The organism is Corallococcus caeni (genome assembly GCF_036245865.1).
Taxonomy (GTDB): domain Bacteria; phylum Myxococcota; class Myxococcia; order Myxococcales; family Myxococcaceae; genus Corallococcus; species Corallococcus caeni.
The window spans coordinates 55,545-76,522 of sequence record NZ_BTTW01000011.1; the positions used below are offsets into that span (position 1 = coordinate 55,545).

Genomic DNA, 20,978 nt, shown 5'->3' on the forward strand with positions numbered 1-20,978 from the left:
CGCGTGGAGAGCGAACGATGAGCCGTTTCAAGAAGCAGGTCCTGGTCCTGTCCCTGGGTGTGGGCGCGCTGCTGTGGAGCACGCCGGTCCTGGCCGCCGCCAGCTGCGAGCGCCGCTGCGCGGAGGACAAGGTGAAGTTCGAGAAGGTGTGCAAGGAGCGCGCGAAGAACGCGCAGCCCTACTGCACCAAGGTCGCCGGCCAGGCGAAGGACAAGTGCGTGAACCAGTGCCGCAACGGCAAGAAGGGCGGCGGTGATGACACGCCGACGATGGAGGCGCCCGGTGAGTAAGCGCAGGCGTCTGAAGCAGGCCCTCCAGCGCGGGCAGGCCATGTCGGAGTACGGCGTCATCACGGCGGCGTTCTTCGGCTTCACCGTGCTGAGCTGGCCGTTCCTCATCCAGCTGCTGCGGGCCCTCAACACCTACTTCCAGTCCATCTACTACATCATCCAGTCGCCCATCCCCTGACGTCGGGGACGGGCGGCCGGGACGGGTGGAGCGCTTAAGGCTTCACGGTGGTGACGAACACCGCCTTGCCGCCCTCCACCTTCATCACCACGGCCTGCTTCACCGCGTCGCGGTTGGCGTCCAGGTTGATGGTGCCCGCCACGCCCGGGAAGTCCTTCGTGGCCGCGATGGCGTCGCGCAGCGCTGGGCCGGACGTATCCGGCGCGCGCTTCATCGCATCCACCAGCAGGCGCCCGGCGTCGTACGCCAGCACCGCCACGCTGTCCGGCACGCTGCCGTAGGCGGCCTTGTACTTCTTGAGGAAGTTCTGGACGACGGGGTCCGGGTTGTCCGGCGAGTAGTGGTTGGAGAAGTAGCTGCCCTCCAGCGCGGAGCCGCCCAGCTCGTACAGCTTGTCGGAGTCCCAGCCGTCACCGCCCAGGAGCGGCACGCGCAGGCCCACCTCGCGCGCCTGCCGCGCGATGATGCCCACGTCCGTGTAGTAGCCCGGGACGAACACCGCCTCCGGCTTCATGTTCTTGATGGACGTGAGCTGCGCGCGGAAGTCCGTGTCGCCCTTGGAGTAGCTCTCGTTGCCGACGATGGTGCCGCCGAACTCCTTGAACTTCTGGTTGAAGACGTCCGCCAGGCCCACGGAGAAGGCGCTCTTGTTGTCGGTGAGCACCGCCACCTTGTTGAGCTTGAGGTTCTCCCGCGCGAACTTCGCCATCACCAGGCCCTGGAACGGGTCGATGAAGCAGACGCGGAAGATGTAGTCGCCCTTCTTCGTCACCTCCGGGCTGGTGGAGGTGGGCGTAATCATGGGCACCTTGCCCGCCTGCGCCTTGTCCGCCATGGCCATGGACACGGACGACGCGGCCTCACCCAGCAGCGCCACCACCTTGTCCTGCGCGATGAGCCGCGTGGCCGCCTGGGCGCCTTCCTCCGGACGGCCCTGGCTGTCGTAGACGCGCACCACCAGCTTCTGGCCGCGCACGCCGCCCGCCGCGTTGGCCTCCTGGAGCGCCAGGTCGATGCCGTTGCGCGCGGAGATGCCGAAGGTGGCCTCGGAGCCGGTGAGGCTGCCCACCTCGCCAATGAGGATGGTGCCTTCCGGCGGAGGCCCCGGCGGGGCGGCCGTGGCGCTGCCACCCTGCGTGGTGGGCGAGGGCGCGGGGGCCGGGGCGGACTTCTTCTCACAACCCACCAGGGCCAGGGCCAGCGCGGTGAGCAGGAGGGGGAGGGGACGGCGCATCGGTAGGGCTCCTCGAGGGGGAGACAGGCTCGGAAAGCGGACGGCTCCACCCTAACCCGTCGCCCCCGGATTTGAATGTGGACTGGACAGGTCCACATTACATAAGAGGCCGTCGCGGGCATGGGGCCCGCGGACAGCCCTGAGGAGATACCCCCCACATGCTCCGGATGAGCAAGATGACCGACTACGGCATCGTGCTGATGACCGAGCTGGCGCGCGCGGACGGGGAAACCCGCACCACGCGAGAGCTGGCGGCGCGCACGCATGTCGCCCTTCCCTCCGCGAGCAAGGTCCTCAAGGGCCTGTTGCAGGCGGGGCTGGTGGTGTCACACCGGGGGGCGAACGGCGGCTACGGCCTGTCGCGTCCGGCGGAGGCCATCTCGCTGGCGGAGCTGGTGTCCGCGCTGGAGGGGCCGGTGTCCCTCACGGAGTGTGGCCAGCACGCCGGCAAGCCCGCGGGGCCCTGTGAGCTGGAGGCCGTCTGCCAGGTGCGGGGCCACTGGCGCCTCATCAACCAAGCCATCCAGGAGGCGCTGGGGAAGCTGACGCTCGCGGACCTGCGCGCGCCCGCGCCCCGCATGCCGGAGCGGCTGGTGGGCCTGGGCCTGCCGGCGTCCGCGCCCCTTCCTGCTTCCGCCACGGGAGTCCGTTCATGAGCAGCACCGAAACCATCCAGGAGCTGACGCGCAAGGGCTACCAGGCGGGCTTCGTCACCCAGGTGGAGGCGGACACGCTGCCCCCCGGCCTGGACGAGGACGTCATCCGCGTGCTGTCCGCGAAGAAGAACGAGCCGGCCTTCATGCTGGAGTGGCGCCTGAAGGCGTACCGCCACTGGCTCACGCTGAAGGAGCCGACGTGGCAGGCGGTGAAGTACCACCCCATCGACTACCAGGCCATCCGCTACTACTCGGCGCCGAAGCAGAAGCCGAAGAAGGACAGCCTGTCGGAGGTGGACCCCGAAATCCTCCGCACCTACGAGAAGCTGGGCATCCCGCTGGAGGAGCAGAAGCGCCTGCAGAACGTCGCGGTGGACGCCGTCTTCGACTCCGTGTCGGTGGCCACCACGTTCCGGGAGAAGCTCTACAAGGCGGGCGTCATCTTCTGCTCGTTCTCCGAGGCCGTGCGCGAGCACCCGGAGCTGGTGGAGCGCTACCTGGGCACGGTGGTGCCCTTCTCCGACAACTTCTTCGCGGCGCTCAACTCCGCGGTCTTCAGCGACGGTTCGTTCTGCTACGTGCCCAAGGGCGTGAAGTGCCCCATGGAGCTGTCCACGTACTTCCGCATCAACGCGGCGGACACGGGCCAGTTCGAGCGCACGCTGCTCATCGCGGATGAGGGCGCCTCCGTGAGCTACCTGGAGGGCTGCACCGCGCCCATGCGCGACACCAACCAGCTGCACGCGGCGGTGGTGGAGTTGGTGGCGCTGGACGGCGCGTCCATCAAGTACAGCACGGTGCAGAACTGGTACCCGGGGGACGCGGAAGGCAAGGGCGGCATCTACAACTTCGTCACCAAGCGCGGCATCGCGCACCAGCGCGCCAAGATTTCCTGGACGCAGGTGGAGACGGGCTCGGCCATCACCTGGAAGTACCCCAGCGTCATCCTCAAGGGGGATGACTCGGTGGGCGAGTTCTACTCGGTGGCGCTCACCAACCACCGGCAGCAGGCGGACACGGGCACGAAGATGATCCACATCGGGAAGAACACCCGGTCCACCATCGTGTCCAAGGGCATCTCCGCGGGCCGCGGACAGAACACGTACCGGGGGCAGGTGAAGGTGCTCAAGAGCGCGGCGAACGCACGCAACTACACGCAGTGCGATTCGCTGCTCCTGGGCGACGAGTGCGGCGCCCACACGCTGCCGTACATCGAGGTGAAGAACGCGACCGCGCAGGTGGAGCACGAGGCGTCCACGTCGAAGATTGGCGAGGACCAGCTCTTCTACTGCCGGCAGCGCGGCATCTCGCAGGAGGACGCGGTGTCGATGATCGTGAACGGCTTCTGCCGTCAGGTCTTCAAGGAACTGCCCATGGAGTTCGCCGTGGAGGCGCAGAAGCTCCTGGGCGTGAGTCTGGAAGGGAGCGTGGGGTGATGGCGTCGCTACTGAGCATCCAGGACCTGCACGCCCGCGTGGGCGGCAAGGACATCCTCAAGGGCATCAATCTGGAAGTCGCCGCCGGCGAGGTGCACGCCATCATGGGGCCCAACGGCTCCGGCAAGAGCACGCTCGCGGGCGTGCTGGCGGGGCGTGAGACGTACGAGGTGACGAAGGGCTCCGTGCGCTTCGACGGCAAGGACCTGCTGGGCACGCCGCCGGAGGAGCGCGCGAAGGCGGGCGTGTTCCTGGGGTTCCAGTACCCGGTGGAGATTCCGGGCGTGGGCAACCTGCACTTCCTGCGCACGGCGCTCAACGCGCAGCGCCGCGCGAAGGGCGAGGAGGAGCTGGACGCGATGGACTTCCTCCAGCTGGCCAAGGAGAAGGCGAAGCTCGTGCAGCTGGACGCGGCGTTCATGAACCGCTCCGTGAACGAGGGCTTCTCCGGCGGAGAGAAGAAGCGCAACGAGATCTTCCAGATGGCGGTGCTCCAGCCCCGGCTGGCGCTGCTGGACGAGACGGACTCGGGCCTGGACATCGACGCCCTGCGCATCGTCGCGGGCGGCGTGAACGCGCTGCGCGCGAAGGACCGCGCCATGGTCGTGATTACGCACTACCAGCGGCTCTTGGACTACATCGTGCCGGACCACGTGCACGTGATGTCGGCGGGCCGCATCGTGCGCTCGGGTGGGCGCGAGCTGGCGCTGGAGCTGGAGGAGAAGGGCTACGGCTGGATCGGGGAGGGCGCGGCCGCCGGCAAGGCGAAGGAGGCCCGGCCATGAGCGCGTCCCACTACGCGGAGGTGGCCCGGGCCTTCCAGGCGCGCGGCGATGCGCCCGCGTGGCTCCAGGCGTTTCGTGAGCAGGGCCTGAGCCAGTTCCAGGCGCGTGGTCTGCCCACGTCCAAGGACGAGGAGTGGAAGTACACGCCCGTCGCCACGCTGTCGTCGCATCCCTTCCAGCCCGCGCGGGACGTGTCCGCGGGCGAGGACGTGGCCCAGGCGGTGGCGCGGCACGCGCTGCCCGGCCCGCGGCTCGTGTTCGTGGACGGCAGCTTCGTGCCGGCGCTGTCGGTGCTCACCGGCCTGCCGCGCGGCGTGGTGCTCAAGCCGCTGTCGCAGGCGCTGCGTGAAGACGGCGCGCTGTTGCAGGAGACGCTGGGCCAGCTCTCCCGGCCGTCCGCGCATGCCTTCACGTCGCTCAACGCGGCGCTGCTGGAGGAGGGCGCGCTGCTCACGCTCGCCCCCCGGGCCCTGAGCGAGGTGCCGGTGCAGTTGCTGTTCCTCGCGCGCGGCGGCGACGGGCCGGTGCTGGCCAGTCCGCGCATCGTCGTGGTGGCGGGCGAGGGCAGCGAGGCCACGCTGGTGGAGACGTACGCGGGGCTGGGCACGGGGGCGACGTTCACCAACGCCGTGACGGAGGTGTCGCTGGGCGACAACGCCAGCCTGCGCCACTTCAAGCTCCAGGCGGAGGGTGACACCGCGGTGCACCTGGGCGGGCTGTACTCGCGGCAGGGGCGCGACAGCCGCTTCCAGTCGCACGCGTTCTCGTTCGGCGGGCTGCTGGCGCGCAACGAAGTGCACGCGGCCTTCGCGGGCGAGGGTGGCGAGTGCGTGCTCAACGGCCTGTTCGTGGGCCGGGGCACGCAGCACCTGGACAACCGCACGGACCTGGACCACGCGGTGCCGCACTGCTCCAGCCGAGAGCTCTACAAGGGCGTGCTGGATGACCGCGCGCGCGGCACCTTCCACGGGAAGATCCGCGTGCGCGAGGACGCGCAGAAGACGGACGCGAGCCAGACGAGCCGCAACCTGCTGCTCTCCGAGGGCGCGCAGGTGGACGCCCGGCCGCAGCTCGAAATCTTCGCGGACGACGTGAAGTGCGCCCACGGCACGGCGGTGGGCCGGCTGGATGACAACGCGCTGTTCTACCTGCGCTCGCGCGGCATCCCGAAGGTGGAGGCGGAGCGGATGCTGACGCAGGCGTTCGCGAGCGAGCTGGTGCGCGCGGTGCCGGAGGGTCCGGTGCGCGCGCGCGTGGAGGAGCTGCTCGCGGGAAAGCTGCCGGGTTCGGCGGAGGTGATGGGATGAGCGGGCCTGGATTCGACCTCGCGCGGGTGCGCGCGGACTTCCCCATCCTGCGGCAGGAGGTGCGGGGCCGGCCGCTGGTGTACCTGGACAGCGCCGCCACGGGGCAGAAGCCGCAGGCGATGCTGGACGCGCTGACGCGCTTCTACACGCACGACAACGCCAACGTGCACCGCGGCGTGCACATCCTCTCCGAGCGCGCCACGCAGGCCTTCGAGGACGCGCGCGAGACGGTGCGCCGCTTCATCCACGCCAAGGACGTGCGCGAGGTCATCTTCGTGCGCGGCACCACGGAGGCCATCAACCTGGTGGCCGCCACCTACGGCCGCAAGCACGTGGGCCCGGGCGACGAGGTGCTCATCTCCGCCATGGAGCACCACTCCAACATCGTGCCCTGGCAGATGGTGTGCGACGCGGCGGGCGCGAAGCTGCGCGTGATTCCGGTGGATGACCGCGGCGAGCTGCGCATGGACGCCGTGGACGCGCTGCTCACGGAGAAGACGCGCCTGCTGGCCATCACCCACGTGTCCAACGCGCTGGGCTCCGTGAACCCCATCAAGGAACTGGTGGCGAAGGCGCACGCGAAGAACATCCCGGTGCTGGTGGACGGGGCGCAGTCGGTGACGCATTTCCCGGTGGACGTGCAGGACCTGGGCTGTGACTTCTACGCCTTCAGCGGGCACAAGCTCTTCGGGCCCACGGGCATCGGCGTGCTGTACGGGAAGCTGTCCATGCTGGAGTCGCTGCCGCCGTACCAGGGCGGCGGGGACATGATCCTCTCCGTGACGATGGAGAAGACCGTCTACAACCGCGTGCCGCACCGCTTCGAGGCGGGCACGCCGGACATGGCGGGCGCGGTGGGGCTGGCCGCGGCCATCCGCTACCTGGAGGCCCTGGGCATGGAGAACGTGTCCCAGCACGACCAGTGGCTGCTCGCGTACGCGACGGACGCGCTCCAATCGGTGCCGGGCCTCAAGCTGGTGGGCACGGCGCCGCGCAAGACGGGCGTGCTGTCCTTCACGCTGGAGGACGTCCACCCGCACGACGTGGGCACCATCCTGGACCAGGAGGGCATCTGCATCCGCACCGGGCACCACTGCGCCCAGCCGCTGATGCAGCGCTTCGGGGTGGCGGCCACGGCGCGGGCGTCGCTGGCGCTCTACAACACGCGCGAGGACGTGGACGCGCTGGTGAAGGGCCTGCACAAGGTGAAGGAGGTGTTCGCGTGAGCTCCGACCTCAAGGACCTGTACCAGGAGGTGGTGCTGGAGCACTCCAAGCGCCCGCGCAACTTCCGGGTGGTGGAGGGTGCCACCTGCGCGGCGGAGGGCTACAACCCGCTGTGCGGCGACCAGCTCTCCGTGACGCTCAAGCTGGAGGACGGCGTCATCCGCGACATCGGCTTCCAGGGCCAGGGCTGTGCCATCTCCAAGGCGTCCGCGTCGCTGATGACGGGCGCGGTGAAGGACAAGACGCGCGAGGAGGCCGAGGCCCTCTTCGAGCGCGTGCACACACTGGTGACCGAAGGGCCGGACAAGGTGGACGTGGAGTCGCTGGGCAAGCTCGCGGTGCTGTCCGGCGTGAGCGAGTTCCCGGCCCGGGTGAAGTGCGCGAGCCTGGCGTGGCACACGCTGCACGCGGCGCTGGATGGCCGCTCCACCTCGGTGTCGACGGAGTAGGGAGGGGACATGCGAGGCGCGATGACAGTCATCGAGCGCGACGTGGACGCGATGCTCATCCCCAGCGGGGACAAGGTGTTGCTGCCGGCGGGCTCGGAGTTGACGGTGGTGCAGACGCTGGGCGGCAACGTCACGGTGCAGGACCCGTACGGCCAGCTGTTCCGCATCGACGAGAAGAACGCGGACGCGCTGGGCGAGGAGTACGCCGCCAAGGCGAAGACGCCCGACGCGGAGATCACCCCCGGGGAGTTCCACGAGGAGCAGGTCTGGGAGCAGCTGCGCACGGTCTACGACCCGGAGATCCCGGTGAACATCGTGGAGCTGGGCCTGGTGTACACGTGCAAGGCCACGCCGCTGGAGGAAGGCGGCCAGCGCGTGGACATCGAGATGACGCTCACCGCGCCCGGCTGCGGCATGGGGCAGGTGCTGGTGGAGGACGTGCGCTCCAAGGTGTCCGCGCTGCCCGGCGTGAAGGAGGCCCACGTGGAGCTCGTCTGGGAGCCCCAGTGGGACCAGAGCCGCATGACGGACGTCGCGCGGCTCCAGCTGGGTTGGATGTGAAGTCCCCGGGCCCTGCCTGCTAGGCCAGGGCCTTTCGGCCGCGCGCGACCAGGCCCAGCGTGGCCGCGGCGGCGAGTCCCCCCGCGAGCCACCGGGGCCAGCGCGGCGCGGCCTCCGCGGTGGAGCGGCGGGTGATGGCGGGCGACATGCGCTCCGCGAGGAGCTCCACCATCGCGTGCTCGAAGGCGAGCAGGTCGTGCGGCCCCCGGCTGGACACCCAGTTGCCGTCGCGCACGACGGGCTCATCCGTCCAGTGCGCGCCCGCGTTCTCCAGGTCGTTGCGGATGCCCGGCCAGGACGTCACGTGGCGGCCTTCCAGCAGCCCCGCCGACGCGAGCAGCCACGGCCCGTGACAGATGACCGCGATGGGCAGGTCCAGCAGGTCCGCGTCCTTCACGAAGTCCAGCGCCAGGGCGCTCTGCCGGAGGAAGTCCGGGTTCATGAAGCCGCCGGGCAAGAGCAGCGCGTCGAAGTCCGCGGCCTTCACCTCGCGCAGCGTGGCATCCACGCGCACCTTGCGGCCGGGCACCAGCAGGTTCATGCCCCGGATGCGGCCCTTGTGGAGGGAGACGATGGTGACGCGCGCGCCCTCTTTCTCCAGGCGCTTCACCGGCCGCGTCAGCTCCACCTGCTCGAAGCCATCCGCCGCCAGCACGGCCACCCGCATCCCCTTCAGCTTCTTCATTGCCCTGTCCTCCCTGATGTCCCGATGTCTGGCGCTGCCCTACAACCCAAACCTGCACGGTGGACATGCCCTGCGGGGAGGGGAAGCGGCGGGCAGGCGGGCAGGCGGGCGCTCGCGGTGTCGCTGGGTGGAATGCCTCTGGGGGCTGGTGCGGCGCGGCATGCGGCGGTCCTGGACGCCCCCGGGGGAACGGCTCTACGACAAGGGTTCCTTTCTGGAGGCGCACGGCATGTCCCCCACGTTCTCTCCCCGGATGCACCGGAGCCTGCTCGCGGGCACGGCGCTGCTGCTGGCCCCCATGGGCTGCGCCACGTCCTCGCAGGTGGGCGCCGCGCGTGACGAGGCGGCCCTGCGCACGGATGAACCGCCGCGCGTGAAGCCGAAGTGGGGCTTGGTCATCCACGGCGGCGCGGGCGTGATTTCGCGCGAGAACCTCAGCCCGGAGCGCGAGGCCGCGATGCGCGCCGTGCTCACGCAGGCGCTCCAGGCGGGGCACGCGGTGCTGGCGAAGGGAGGCCGGAGCCTGGACGCGGTGACGGCGGCCATCCACGTGCTGGAGGACTCGCCGTACTTCAACGCCGGCAAGGGCGCGGTGTTCAACCACGACGGCGTGAACGAGCTGGACGCGGCGGTGATGGACGGCAAGACGCGCATGGCCGGCGCGGTGGCCGGCGTGCGCCACATCCAGAACCCCATCGACCTGGCGCGGCTGGTGATGGAGAAGTCGCCGCACGTGATGATGGTGGGCGACGGGGCGGAGGCCTTCGCGCAATCGCAGGGCATGCCCCTGGTGGACGCGAAGTACTTCTACACGGAGGAGCGCTGGCAGGGCCTCCAGCGCGCGCTGGAGCAGGAGCGCGCGAAGGAGGCGCCGCCGACGCAGGTGCAGCCACCCACGGCACCGGAGACACCTGGACAGCCCGCGGCACCGGCCCAACCCCAGCCGCAGCCCGGCTCGTCGCTGACGCCGGGCGTGGACCCCATCACGGGGGACCACAAGTTCGGCACGGTGGGCGCGGTGGCGTTGGATCAACACGGCGACCTCGCGGCGGGCACGTCCACGGGCGGCATGACCAACAAGCGCTTCGGCCGGGTGGGGGACTCGCCCATCATCGGCGCGGGCACCTACGCGGATGAGCGCTGCGCCGTCTCCGCCACGGGACACGGCGAGTTCTTCATCCGCTACACCGTGGCGCGCGACATCTGCGCCCGCGTCGAGTACCAGGACCTGCCGCTCCCGGAGGCCGCCAGCTACGTCATCAACGACGTGCTGGTGAAGGCCGGCGGCGAGGGCGGCGTCATCGCCATGGACCGCCAGGGCCACGTGGCCATGCCCTTCAACTCCAGCGGCATGTACCGCGGCTACATCGGCGAGGACGGCACGCCCACCGTCGCCATCTTCCAGCAACCCTAGGCAGGCGGCCGGGCCCCGCTCCGCGCATCACTCACGTGACGCGCGGAGCGTCGCGGCGACTACTGCTTCACGAGGAACAGCTCGCGCACCTGGAGCAGGTCCACGTCACCGGCGAAGGCGGCGAACTTCTCGTACTCCGCCGGGGTGACGCGGGCGCGGGGCATGTGGATGGACTCCGCGATGCTGAGCGTGCGCCCCTCCTGCTTCTCCGTGCGGGTGAAGTGGCCGAACTCGCTGTCCACCTTCAGGCCCGCCTGCGGGTCGCTGAGCTTCCAGCCCTGGGGCAGGGTGAGGGCGACGTTGGTGCGGCTGGCCTCCGTGTCGTCGATGTAGAGCGGCGTGGTGCGCGTGGACAGCTGCACGTAGCGCCGGCCCAGCAGGGCGGGGAAGGTGACGGGGCCCAGCGCCATGCGGCTGTCGCCCTCCATGCGCCCGAAGCGCGGCACGGTGAACGCGTAGCGCAGCACGAACGGCGCGCCCACGGCCTCCTCATGCTCCAGCTTCACGGACGCCAGCTCCGCGCCGCCGAAGTAGCGCGACACCGCGCCCTGGAGCGCCTGCTTGCGGCTCTCCGCGGAGAGCTGCTCGAAGGCCTCCGCGATTTGCGCGGCCTCGAAGCCGGAGTACGTCTCCTCGCCCTGGCCCTTGAGGCTGCCGTCGGCGCCCAGCTCCAGGGTGAGCTTCACGTCCTTGCCCGTGCGCGGCTTGAGCGGCGGCGTCTTCACCTTCTGCAGGGGCTTGCCGGGCTCCGGCAGCAGGTACGCCTCACGCTCGCCCATGGCGGCCTCCGGCAGCTCGCCGAAGGGGCCGTAGCGCACGGACGTGTCCAGCCACACCGGCGCCTCGCCCGGCACCTCCACGCGCAGCGCCGCGTAGGGCAGGAGCGCGTCCGCCGGGAAGAGGTAGGGCGCGGGGTCGGTGTTGAAGGTGCGGATGGCCGCGATGCGCGAGGGGATGCCCAGCGTCTCCAGGCCCGCCTTCATCACGGTGAGCCGGCTGCCGCGGTCCTGCGCCACGGTGGAGGCGGCGGACTGCGCGAGGCTCGCGTCGCGGCCGGAGAAGCGCTTCATCACCGCGGCGTGCAGCGCCTTCACCGCGTCCAGGCCCTTCTTGCCCTCCGTGGCCTGGCGCGCGAACGCCTCCACTTCGGACGTGCGCAGCCACCGGTCCTGGAACGCGTCGCCGTACACGCGCGCCAAGCCATCGTTGCCCGTCTCGCCCGCGCCCACCATCACGAAGGGCAGGTACTCGTTGCCGGAGGGCGGCGCGTCCGGCTCCGGGATGAACGGCGGCACGCGGCGCGCGTCGTAGTGGAAGACCTCCACGTCGCCCTTCACCTCCGGCGGCGGCGCCTTCATGCCGTGCGCGTCCACCTTCATGCCGCTGCCCTTGGGCGCGACGACGGTGTACGTGCTCCACGCGTTCGGCTGGTTGGCGATCTGGAAGTAGAACGCGGACGCGGTGAAGCCCGGCTGCGCGGGGCCGCGGTCGCTTTCGGGCAGCAGGTACTCCACCTCCACGGAGTCACCGACCTGCACGCCGGGCAGGCTCATGGTGTCCTTGCCCTCGATGTTCTCCGGCTCCAGCACGCGGCCGTCGGCCTTGAGGGTGCGCAGCGCCAGCACCTGGGCGCCGCGCGGGATGTTCACCTCCGCGATGTCCTGCACGCCCGACTGCTCCAGCGCCTTCTGGATGGTGTGGATGCGGTTGACGAGCGAGCCGTCCGGGTAGACCTGCACCGCCGCCGCGTCCAACACGTACGCCGCCGCGCTGCCGCCCGTCACAGGCGCCGCCTCGTAGGCCTTCAGCGCCTCCTTGCCGTCGATGGCGTACGCCGCCAGCAGCTCCTTGCCCGTCTTCGCGCGCTCCACCGCGCGGCGCAGCGACAGGTCCGTGCCGTCCAGCTTGAGCGCCTGCTCGCGCAGCTTCAGCGCCTCCGCGCCCTGGCCCGCGTACTCGCGCACGTCCGCCAGCCGCTTGAGGATCTCCGCGTTGCGCGGCCACACCCTGGCCTGCGTCTGGAGCACCTTCGCCGCGTCTTCGTAGCGGCGCTGGCTCAGGTAGATGCTGGAGAGCGCCGCGGCGGTGGTGAGGTTGTCCGGGTCCTGCGCCAGCAGCTGCGTGTAGCCCTTGGCCGCGCCCTCCAGGTCGCCGCGCGTGCGCAGGTGGTCCACCCGCCGGGCGTCCGCGCCGGGGCAGCCCTCCTGGGCCTTCACCAGCTCGTCCGTGCGGGCCACCGCGTCGCGCCGGCGCGCCAGCGAGTACTGCAACCCCAGCGCCTCGCACAGGCCCGGCTGGGCCTCCAGCGCCGAGGCCAGGGCGACCTCCGCCTGCGCGTCCACGTCCAGCGCCAGCGCGGCGCGGGCCATGAGGATGTGCACCGGGAAGCCCGCGGGCTTCACCGCGTCGCGCGCCGTCTTCAGCGTGTCCAGCGCGGTGGCCGGCTGGCCGTCATCCAGGAAGAGGTCCGCGCGGAGCAATAGCGCGGACACGTTGCCCGGGTCCTTCGCCAGCGCCGCCTCCAGGTCGCGGGTGGCCCGGCCGCGCGCCACCTTGGACGGGATGCCGCGGTCCTGCGCGGCCTGCTCCGCGCGCAGGGTGAGCAGCGCGGGCGTCGTCGCCTCCAGCTTCGCCATCAGCCGCTGGGTGCCGTCCGGGTCGCGCGCCAGGCCGTCGCGCACCGCGAGGAAGGTGCTCAGCGTCTCGCCGGCCTCGCCCTGGAGCGCCTGGGCCAGGTCCTCCGCGCCCGGGTACATGTCCGGGGCCTCCACCTCGCCCGGGGCGCTCGCGTCCCAGCGCGGCGCGGGCCCGGTGGCGGCGGTGAGGCGCACCCCGGCGGGGCTGCCGTCCGCCTTCATCAGCGCGAAGGTGAGCCCGCCCTGGGTGTTGTCGCGGGACATCTTCACCACGAAGCGGTGCTTGCCCGCTGGCAGCTCCATCGCGCGCACGGTCACCGTGGACGCGGTGCGCGCCCAGTCGCGGCGCTCCAGCACGGGGGCGCCGTCCATCAGCACGCGGTGCGACGTCTGGCTCACCGTGCGCAGCACGTACACGCCGGCCTGCGCCACCTCCGCGTCGATGCCCAGCGCGTACATGTCCCCGTGCCCGGGTTCGCCGCCCAGGTCCAGCCGGCCGTCCGGCGAGCGCACCGTGCGCGCCGCGAGCGCGCCGTACGCGCCCGTGAAGGGGCCCGCGAACGAACCGTCCTTCTCCGGCGCGATGGGCTCGTCGATGGCCAGCACGTGGAAGGGCGAGAAGGGCCCCACCAGCGTGGCCTCGCTCGCGCCGCCCAGGTCCTTGAGCGTCTGGGCCTGGGTGGCCGTGTCCGCGCGGAGGCTGGCCACCGCCAGGCGCGTGGCGCGCAGCAGGTAGGCGGTCTCACCCCGGGCGCCCGCGGCGAGCGCGGCGTCCACGCCCTTGAGGAGGGTGTCGTCCTCCGCGCGCGACGTGCCCACGCGGTCCAGCATGTAGCGGGCGGCGATGACGGCCAGCGGGTGGCGCGGGGCGCGCTTCACCAGCTCCACCGACGCGGCGAGCGCGCGGTCGGACTGGCCGTTGCGCCGGGCCAGCAGCGCCTGCCCCTCCAGGGCGTACGGGTCGCCCGGGTCCTTCTGCACGGCGGCGTCGAAGCGCTGCTGCGCGAGCTTCACGTCGCCCGCGACGAGGTACGCGTGGAAGCCCGCGAACGCGAGCGTGCGCGCCTCCGCGTCACCCTGACCGGCGCGCTCGGCGGCGGACTCGAGCACGTGGGGCGCGACGACGGAGGAGGGCCGGGGGCAGCCGGTGAGTCCGGCGACGAGGGCGAGCGCGGTCAGGCCGCGACGGAAGGTGCGCATAGGGGAGCCGAGGGATAATGCAATCCCCTCGGAGAGGCCATATTCCCCTCGCGGTGCTTGTCCGGGACTGGCCCCGCCCGGTCCCCTAGCGTCGCTTCGGGGCGGGCTTGGCGGGGGCCGCCTTGACCGGCTGGCGCTTGGGCGGGGGCGGCGGGGCGGGCTTCTTCTGGACCACCGCCTTGGCCGGCACCGTGTTGGCGGCCACCGTGCGCACCGGCGCCTGGGGGATGACCACCACCGGCGTGGCGGGGGCCTCCACCACGGACGCGGGCCGGTCCACCGTGTAGGTGAGCCCCTCGATGCTGCAGGTGCCCTCGATGCAGCCGACGACCGGCGCCGGGGCCTCACCGAAGTGGGCCTGCCAGTCCCGGCCCAGGTTCAGCGGCTCCGCGATGGCGCGCTGATCCTTACCCTGGCCGACGAAGGCCTGCATCACGCCGTCCTCGGTGACGAACAGCTCCAGCCGCGCTTCACCCTCCGGGGACACCAGGCCCAGCATGGCGCCGCTGCGCTCACCCAGCGCCCACTCCAGGGACAGCGGCGCGCCCGCGCCGTGGTTCACGAGCATCACGTAGCGGCCCGGCCGTCCCAGCAGCCCCACCGCGGCCACCGGCTCCGGCGGCGGGCCGTTCAGCACTTCCTTCAGGCGGCGCTGCCACGTGGCTGGCGGCGCTTCGGCGCGCACGCGCGCGGTCAGCCGGGCGACGCCGCCCACCAGCCCCATCACGTCCACGCGGGCGCGGCCCACGCGCGACTCCTTGTCTTCGTCCACGGGCGGGAAGACGAGGGCCTTGTTCTCGAAGGTCAGCGTCCGGCCCGCCACCAGCACCTGCGGTAGGTCCGGACCGTCTCCCATCGTCACCCGGCGCTTGTCCGTGGTGACCTCTTCCACCCGGCCGGGACCGTTGCGGGGCGTGTCCGGACCCAGCTCGCCCATCATGGCGGCGCCCGGCAGCGGCGGCTGCACGTGCACCTGCCCGCTGCGGTGGTACGCCACGCCCAGCACGCCCACGGCGGCCAGCACCGTCACGCTCGCGGCCGTCTGCGCCGTCACGCGCGCCGCGCGGCGCATGGACGCCTTCGCCCGCTGCCAGCGCGTCAGCCGCAGGGGCGGCATGGACAGCAGGCTGCCGGGGACCAGCGGCTCCAGGTCCGCGATGAGCGCGGTGACGGACGGATAGCGGTCGTCGGGATCCGGCTTGAGGCACCGCATCACGATGGCGTCCACGCGCGGATCCAGCCCCGAGCGCTTGCGCGACGGAGGATCGAAGGTGCCCAGCGGCACCTCGCCCGTGAAGGTCTCGTAGAGGATGACGCCCAGCGAGAAGATGTCCGCCCGCGCGTCCGCGCTCTTCGCGTCCACGCGCTGCTCGGGCGCCATGTACGAGATGGTGCCCATGGACACGTGCGTGGACGTGAGCGCGAAGCGCGAGGCCGCCGTCGCGTCGTCCAGGAAGGACGCCAGCCCGAAGTCGGACACCTTCGCGATGCCGCCGGCCTGCTGATCCAGCAGGATGTTCTCCGGCTTCAGGTCGCGGTGGATGACGCCCCGGCCGTGCGCGTACTCGATGGCCCGGCAGATCTCGAGCATCCGGCGCAGGAGCACCGGCGTCTCCATGGACGGGCTGCGCATGAGCTCGCGCAGGGACGGCCCGTCCACGAACTCCATCACGAGGTAATAGGTGGTGTCCGTCTTCCCCTTGTCGACGATGGCGACGACGTGGGGGTGGCTCAGGGTCGCCAGCGCCGCGGCTTCCTTCTGGAAGCGCGCGATGAACGACGGGTCCTTGGCCAGCTCCGGGTTCAGCAGCTTCACCGCGACCGTGCGGCCGAGCGACAGCTGGGTGGCCTTGTGGACCTCTCCCATGCCGCCGGCACCGACGAGCTTCTCCAGGCGGTAGCCGCTGACGAGGTCAGGAGGCCGGGAACGACTGATGGCGGTTGGCTCAAACGAGGACATGGGCGGGGCGCTGGGCGGCGAGGGTAGCAGAAACGGGACGCCGCGTTACCGCTCCCCTTCAGTCCCTCGGGCCCCCTCCCGCTCGCCGGGTGGCCGGGCAGCCGTGACCCGGGTGGGCTCAGGTGTCCCCGACGACGGGGCGCAGCACGCTGGTGAGGTTGGTGCGCACCTGCGACAGCGAGGAGCGCATGTTCGCGTGCCGCACCGACGCGCCAATGGCCCGCGCCAGCGACTTGAGCAGGGACACCTCTTCCGGACGCCAGATGCGCGCCTGGTGGCAGTCCTCGAACGCCACGAACCCCCACCACTGCTTGGCCGGGACGATGGGGCACAGCAGGACGGACTGCACGCCCTGGCGCTCCAGCAGCTCGCGCATCATCGGCGGCGCCTCGCGGGAGGTGCAGTTGACCGGCATCCCCGCCTCCAGCATGTCCGTCCACGCCATCGCGTAGTCGCGCAGGGGCAGCGCACGCAGCACCGGGTGCGCCAGCGGGGACACCACGCCCGGCTCCGCCCACGCGTGGCGCAGGTCCGTGAGGAACCGGCCCGCCAGGTTCGTGGTCCGGTTCTCGAAGATGCACGCGCGATCCACCTTCATCGGGCGGGCCACCATGCCCAGCGCATCCGAACCCGTGGCCGGGCACAGGCCCTTGTCCAGGAGCAACCGCGACGCTTCGGACACCTTCGTGAACGCTTCCACCATGACCGTCTCGCTTGAAGGGGGGGAGGGGGGCGCCCCTTCCTGTCGTGGATGAACCGCCATCCACATATGTCCTGTTATGCGCGATTCCTCTGTTCCTGTCAAATGGTGGTTTTACTGAAAAACCAAGAAGAGGGGGGAAAGCGCTTCCCAGGCACTGAAACGACAACAGGGGCGCCCTCGTGAAGAGAGCGCCCCTGCCGGGCACCGTGTCCCGCACGTTCCTTGGAAACGGGCGGACGCGAGTGAAGAGAGGGATCAGCCCTCGGTCTTCGTCTCGGTGGTGGTCTTCTTCTCGGTCTTGGTCTTCGTGCCCTTCTTGGTGGCCTTGCCCTCGTGCTTGGTCTCGGTCTTGGACTCGGTCTTCATCTCACCCTTCATCTCGCCCTGCGCCTCGGGGGCGGCGGCCTCGGTCTTCGCCTCGGCGGCGGGGGCCGGCTGCGCGGCGGGGGCGGCGGCGGGGGCCGGGGTGTTGGCAAACGCGGCGGAGGCGGCGAACAGGGCGGCGACGATGACGGTCTTCATGGATGGCTCCGGGGACGACACGCCGACGCGGGATTGCATCGGTTGATGCCAGAGCCCTAGAGCACCCGCCGTGCCAGGGGCGGTTTCAAGCAACTTCGCGGGGTTCTCCGGGTGGGAGCGGATCCGCCATGGGGAGAATCTCCTCAGTTGCAATTGAAACGATGGGTGCAAGCTCCCCAGGCAGGCGCACGTTGCTTTGACGGCAACGACGCTCTTCTGCAAGCTGCACCGCGTCCATCCCGTCCCGAGCGCCACGCGCCGGGCCGCGGAGTGGAGCATGAAGCCCGGTCGTCCTCGTCGTGCATGTCGCGCGGCCAGGTGTCGGGAGAGATGGCGTATGCGGCACCTGCTGGCGGCATGGAGTGTGGCGTGGCTCGGAGTGGGATGCGCCGCGACCATTCCCCCTGAACGCCTCCAGGCCCAGGTGTCGGAGACGGAGCGCTGGCAGCGCGAGTACCAGGCCGAGCGCGAGCGCACCGAGGCCCTGGCGGCGAGGATGGCGGCGCTGGAGTCCGCGCTGGAGGAGCTGACGCAGGAGCGCGCGGAGGCGGAGCAGGCGCGCGCGGAGGCGGAGCAGGCGCGCGCGACCGCGACAGACGAACTGGCGCGGCTGGAGGCGGAGCGCCACGCGCTGGAGGAGCACAACGCGCAGCTGCTGGCGCGGCAGCGCGAGCTGGCGGCGCTGCACGAGGAGCTGTCGGACGTGTGGTACGAGTCCGCGCTGGAGCGCGCGCGGCGGCGCACCCAGCCGCCCCTGCCGGGCGCCTCCTCCACCGAGGCCAACGGGCCGGTGCCGTGAGTTTCACGAGGGCGTCCCCGCGGGACGCCTTCTGCTGTTTCTTCTTCTGATGTCCCAAGGAGCGTGCCCGTGGCGATGAACTCGCGGACCCCCATCCGTGGATACCGCGCGGGATTCTTCTTCGTGGTGATGCTGCTGTCGGGCGTCACCGGCTTCATGCTCTGGACGGAGGTGCGCACCGGGCATCAGGTGGACGCGCTGGTGCTGGAGGCCCTGGAGCGCGCGAGCCTCATCGGCCGCATCCGCGTGGACGTGATGTCGCTGGAGTCCGCCATCGAGGCGCACGTGCGCTCCAGCGGCGACGCCGAGCGCAAGGAAGCCGACGCGGTGATGGAGGACATCCTGGGCAGCATCCGCCAGTCCTCGGAGGCGTACATGCGCCACCTGCCGCCCGGCGAGAAGGAGGTCTGGCTGCGCTTCAACGGCGCGTGCCAGGGGCTGGCGGATCAGGTGCGCGCGGCGGCGGTCTTCTCACGCCAGCGCGACGCGGAGCGCGCCCGGCGCCATTTGGTGGAGAGCATCCGCCCGCTGGCGGCGGAGGTGGACCAACTGGCGGGACAGCTGGCCACGGAGAACGCGTCCGACGCGCGCGTGCTGGTGGGACGGCTGGGCACGCTGCGGGTGCGCAACACGGCCCTGGGCGCGGTCACCACGCTCCTGGCCATCCTGCTGTCCATGGTGGTGGGCTGGCACATCATCTCCCTGCTCAAGCGCCAGGACGCCACCATCCAGGGGCAATTGGAGGAGCTGGGGCGGCACAACCAGGAGCTGGATGCGTTCACCCGGCGCGTGGCGCACGACCTGATGGGGCCGCTGTCCCCGCTCAAGGGCTACCTCACGCTCATCCGGCGCTCCGGCGCGGTGAAGGACCCGGGCGCGCTGGAGATGATCTCCCAGTGCGAGTCCAGCGCGGTGCGCATGGGCGAGCTCATTGAAGCGCTGCTGCGCTTCTGCCGCGCGGGCACCCGGGGCGACGGGACGATGGGGGAGCTGGACACGGCGGTGAGCACGCTCTTGTTGGAGGTGAGCCAGACAGCGACGGCGCTGGGCGTGTCGCTGGAGCGCGAGCTGGAGCCAGGCGTGCTGGTGGACTGTCCGGCGCAGCTGCTCCAGGTGGTGGCGCGGAATCTCTTGTCCAACGCGGTGAAGTACACGGCGGGGCGGCCGGATCCGCGCGTGAAGGTGCGGGTGGCGACGGAGGGCACGGACGCGGTGGTGGAGGTGACGGACAACGGGCTGGGGATGAGCGCGGCGACGCAGGCGTCGTTGTTCCAGCCGTTCTTCCGGGCCGCGGAGGTGCGGGGCATTCCCGGGCACGGCCTGGGACTGGCCACCACCCGGCGCGTGGTGGAGGCGCACGGCGGCACGCTCACGGTGCACTCGGAGGAGGGGAAGGGCACGCGGATCCGCGTGCGGTTCGCGCGTGTGGCGCGCACTCCGGCGCCGCTTGTGGTGGAGTCCGGCCCGCAGCGCGACGCCCCCTCCATCCGCAAGGCCTCATGAGCTCAGCCCGAATCCTCGTCGTCGATGATGATCCGCATGCGCGCGACCTGCTCCAGCGCCTCCTGGGCGTGCTGGGGCCGGTGACGCAGGCGCCGGACCCCAAGGGCGCGGCGGAGCGGATGGGCGAGCAGTCCTTCGACCTGGTCCTCACGGACATGGCCATGCCCGACCCGGGCGACGGCCTGAAGGTGCTCCAGCTGGTGAAGTCGAACCTGCCGGACACGCCGGTGATTGTCGTGACGGCGTTCGGCAACATCGAGGGCGCGCTGGACAGCATCCAGCTGGGCGCCTTCGACTACCTGTCCAAGCCGTTCGACGTGGACGCCATCATGCGGGTGGCGAAGCGGGCGCTGGAGCAGAAGCGGCTGGTGGAGGAGAACCGCACGCTGCGCAAGCAGGTGGAGCGCACGTCGCTGGTGGGCCGCAGCCAGGCGCTGCTGGAGGTCTACAAGCAGGTCGCCCGCGCGGCGACGAGCAACGTGCCGGTGTTGATTACGGGTGAGACGGGCACGGGCAAGGAGATGGTGGCGCGGGCGCTGCACAGGCGCTCGGCGCGTTCGGGGGGGCCGTTCATCCCGGTGGACTGCGGCGCCATCACCGAGTCGCTGATGGAGAGCGAGCTGTTCGGCCACGCGAAGGGCAGCTTCACGGGAGCGTCCGGAGCGCGGCGCGGCCTGTTCGAGGAGGCCAACGGCGGCACGCTGTTCCTGGACGAGATTGGCGACGTGGGGATGAAGGTCCAGTCGCAGCTCCTGCGCGTGCTCCAGGAGGGGGAGATCCGCCGCGTGGGCGAGAGCGTCCCGGTGAAGGTGGACGTGCGGGTGCTGGCGGCGACGAACAAGGACCTGAAGGCGAAGGTAGCGGAAGGGGCGTTCCGCGAGGACCTGCTGTACCGGCTGGACGTGGTGCACCTGCACCTGCCGCCACTGCGCGAGCGGCGCGAGGACATCCCGGCGCTGGTGGAGCACTTCGCGTCGCTGCACGCGCGGGGCGGGGTGCGGCCGGTGGTGACGGCGGACGCGATGGCGCGGCTCACGGTGTACGACTGGCCGGGCAACGTGCGGCAGCTGGAGAACGTGATGGCGCGGGCGCTCGCGTTGAACGTCACGGGCGTGCTGGGGCCGCCGGACTTCCCGGAGCCCATCGGTGACGCGCCCAAGCGGCTGACGGGGCTCGCGGGAGACCTGCCCAGCCTCGCGGAGCTGTCGCGGCGGTACGCGGCGCACGTGCTCCAGCACGTGGGCGGCAACAAGAGCGAGGCGGCGCGCCTGCTGGGCGTGGACCGCAAGACGCTCTACAAGCTCCTGGAGTCGCCAGAGGCGCCCGAGGGGATTCCGCCTGCGGAGGGCAGGGGCTGATCCGCGGAGGGCACTTTCCGCCGTTCGTGGCAATCGCCGTTCAGGGCGCAAGGACTGCCCACCCACGCGTAGGAGA

General features: G+C 71.1%; 19 protein-coding genes. 13 read left to right on the forward strand and 6 right to left on the reverse strand.

Annotation, left to right across the window (positions count from 1 at the left end; genetic code table 11):
• Positions 1–17: 17 nt before the first annotated feature.
• Together AABA78_RS34465 and AABA78_RS34470 are read left to right on the forward strand one after the other, a co-directional pair.
• Complete coding sequence (locus tag AABA78_RS34465) at positions 18–290, forward strand: hypothetical protein (RefSeq protein WP_338269729.1); 273 nt, start codon at positions 18–20, stop codon at positions 288–290.
• Positions 283–468 carry a hypothetical protein gene (locus AABA78_RS34470; RefSeq protein WP_253895178.1) on the forward strand — a complete coding sequence of 62 codons (186 nt, stop codon included), beginning with the start codon at positions 283–285 and terminating at the stop codon, positions 466–468. Before AABA78_RS34465 ends, AABA78_RS34470 begins: the two co-directional genes overlap by 8 nt.
• A 34-nt stretch (positions 469–502) precedes the next feature.
• Here AABA78_RS34470 and AABA78_RS34475 read toward each other — a convergent pair whose 3' ends face one another.
• Positions 503–1,702 carry an ABC transporter substrate-binding protein gene (locus AABA78_RS34475; protein ID WP_338269730.1) on the reverse strand — a complete coding sequence of 400 codons (1,200 nt, stop codon included), beginning with the start codon at positions 1,700–1,702 and terminating at the stop codon, positions 503–505.
• A 158-nt stretch (positions 1,703–1,860) separates the two neighbouring features.
• On the opposite strand from AABA78_RS34475, the gene AABA78_RS34480 reads away from it, so the two are divergent.
• Genes AABA78_RS34480 through sufT form a run of 7 tightly spaced genes read left to right on the forward strand, consistent with a single transcriptional unit; the run spans position 1,861 to position 8,122 of the window.
• Complete coding sequence (locus AABA78_RS34480; protein ID WP_338269731.1) at positions 1,861–2,358, forward strand: SUF system Fe-S cluster assembly regulator; 498 nt, start codon at positions 1,861–1,863, stop codon at positions 2,356–2,358.
• Complete coding sequence (gene sufB / locus AABA78_RS34485; protein ID WP_338269732.1) at positions 2,355–3,794, forward strand: Fe-S cluster assembly protein SufB; 1,440 nt, start codon at positions 2,355–2,357, stop codon at positions 3,792–3,794. The genes AABA78_RS34480 and sufB overlap by 4 nt, the downstream gene beginning before the upstream one ends.
• Complete coding sequence (sufC, locus tag AABA78_RS34490) at positions 3,794–4,579, forward strand: Fe-S cluster assembly ATPase SufC (RefSeq protein ID WP_338269733.1); 786 nt, start codon at positions 3,794–3,796, stop codon at positions 4,577–4,579. The genes sufB and sufC overlap by 1 nt, the downstream gene beginning before the upstream one ends.
• Entirely contained in the window at positions 4,576–5,886 is a 1,311-nt protein-coding gene (gene sufD, locus AABA78_RS34495; RefSeq protein ID WP_338269734.1) for a Fe-S cluster assembly protein SufD, read from the forward strand. Before sufC ends, sufD begins: the two co-directional genes overlap by 4 nt.
• The gene (locus tag AABA78_RS34500; protein WP_338269735.1) at positions 5,883–7,112 is read left to right on the forward strand and encodes a SufS family cysteine desulfurase; all 1,230 of its coding nucleotides are present in this window, start codon (positions 5,883–5,885) and stop codon (positions 7,110–7,112) included. Before sufD ends, AABA78_RS34500 begins: the two co-directional genes overlap by 4 nt.
• A complete protein-coding gene (sufU, locus tag AABA78_RS34505) occupies positions 7,109–7,561 on the forward strand; it encodes a Fe-S cluster assembly sulfur transfer protein SufU (protein WP_338269736.1) in 453 nt (150 codons plus the stop codon). The genes AABA78_RS34500 and sufU overlap by 4 nt, the downstream gene beginning before the upstream one ends.
• A 9-nt stretch (positions 7,562–7,570) precedes the next feature.
• Positions 7,571–8,122 (forward strand): putative Fe-S cluster assembly protein SufT, encoded by a 552-nt coding sequence (gene sufT / locus AABA78_RS34510; RefSeq protein ID WP_338269737.1) that lies wholly within the window; start codon positions 7,571–7,573, stop codon positions 8,120–8,122.
• A gap of 19 nt (positions 8,123–8,141) precedes the next feature.
• Here the strand turns inward: sufT and AABA78_RS34515 are convergent, their stop codons facing one another.
• Complete coding sequence (locus tag AABA78_RS34515) at positions 8,142–8,807, reverse strand: type 1 glutamine amidotransferase domain-containing protein (RefSeq protein WP_338269738.1); 666 nt, start codon at positions 8,805–8,807, stop codon at positions 8,142–8,144.
• Between the two features lie 229 nt (positions 8,808–9,036).
• On the opposite strand from AABA78_RS34515, the gene AABA78_RS34520 reads away from it, so the two are divergent.
• Positions 9,037–10,221, forward strand: a complete 1,185-nt coding sequence (locus AABA78_RS34520) for an isoaspartyl peptidase/L-asparaginase family protein (RefSeq protein ID WP_338269739.1) — start codon at positions 9,037–9,039, stop codon at positions 10,219–10,221.
• Between the two features lie 59 nt (positions 10,222–10,280).
• Here AABA78_RS34520 and AABA78_RS34525 read toward each other — a convergent pair whose 3' ends face one another.
• The 4 genes from AABA78_RS34525 to AABA78_RS34540 all read right to left on the reverse strand — a co-directional run bounded on the left by AABA78_RS34525 (position 10,281) and on the right by AABA78_RS34540 (position 17,242).
• Entirely contained in the window at positions 10,281–14,057 is a 3,777-nt protein-coding gene (locus AABA78_RS34525) for a DUF3858 domain-containing protein (protein ID WP_338269740.1), read from the reverse strand.
• 85 nt (positions 14,058–14,142) lie between these two features.
• Positions 14,143–16,017 carry a serine/threonine-protein kinase gene (locus tag AABA78_RS34530; protein WP_338269741.1) on the reverse strand — a complete coding sequence of 625 codons (1,875 nt, stop codon included), beginning with the start codon at positions 16,015–16,017 and terminating at the stop codon, positions 14,143–14,145.
• 118 nt (positions 16,018–16,135) lie between these two features.
• The gene (locus AABA78_RS34535) at positions 16,136–16,720 is read right to left on the reverse strand and encodes a GAF domain-containing protein (protein ID WP_338269742.1); all 585 of its coding nucleotides are present in this window, start codon (positions 16,718–16,720) and stop codon (positions 16,136–16,138) included.
• Between the two features lie 255 nt (positions 16,721–16,975).
• Positions 16,976–17,242, reverse strand: a complete 267-nt coding sequence (locus AABA78_RS34540) for a hypothetical protein (RefSeq protein WP_338269743.1) — start codon at positions 17,240–17,242, stop codon at positions 16,976–16,978.
• Between the two features lie 364 nt (positions 17,243–17,606).
• Between AABA78_RS34540 and AABA78_RS34545 the strand changes: the two genes are divergently transcribed.
• From AABA78_RS34545 to AABA78_RS34555, 3 genes are all read left to right on the forward strand, one after another.
• Positions 17,607–18,041: a hypothetical protein gene (locus AABA78_RS34545; protein ID WP_338269744.1), complete on the forward strand. Its 435-nt coding sequence runs from the start codon at positions 17,607–17,609 to the stop codon at positions 18,039–18,041.
• Between the two features lie 75 nt (positions 18,042–18,116).
• Positions 18,117–19,544, forward strand: a complete 1,428-nt coding sequence (locus AABA78_RS34550) for a sensor histidine kinase (protein ID WP_171413074.1) — start codon at positions 18,117–18,119, stop codon at positions 19,542–19,544.
• The gene (locus AABA78_RS34555; RefSeq protein ID WP_338269745.1) at positions 19,541–20,902 is read left to right on the forward strand and encodes a sigma-54-dependent transcriptional regulator; all 1,362 of its coding nucleotides are present in this window, start codon (positions 19,541–19,543) and stop codon (positions 20,900–20,902) included. Before AABA78_RS34550 ends, AABA78_RS34555 begins: the two co-directional genes overlap by 4 nt.
• The last annotated feature ends 76 nt before the right edge of the window (positions 20,903–20,978 follow it).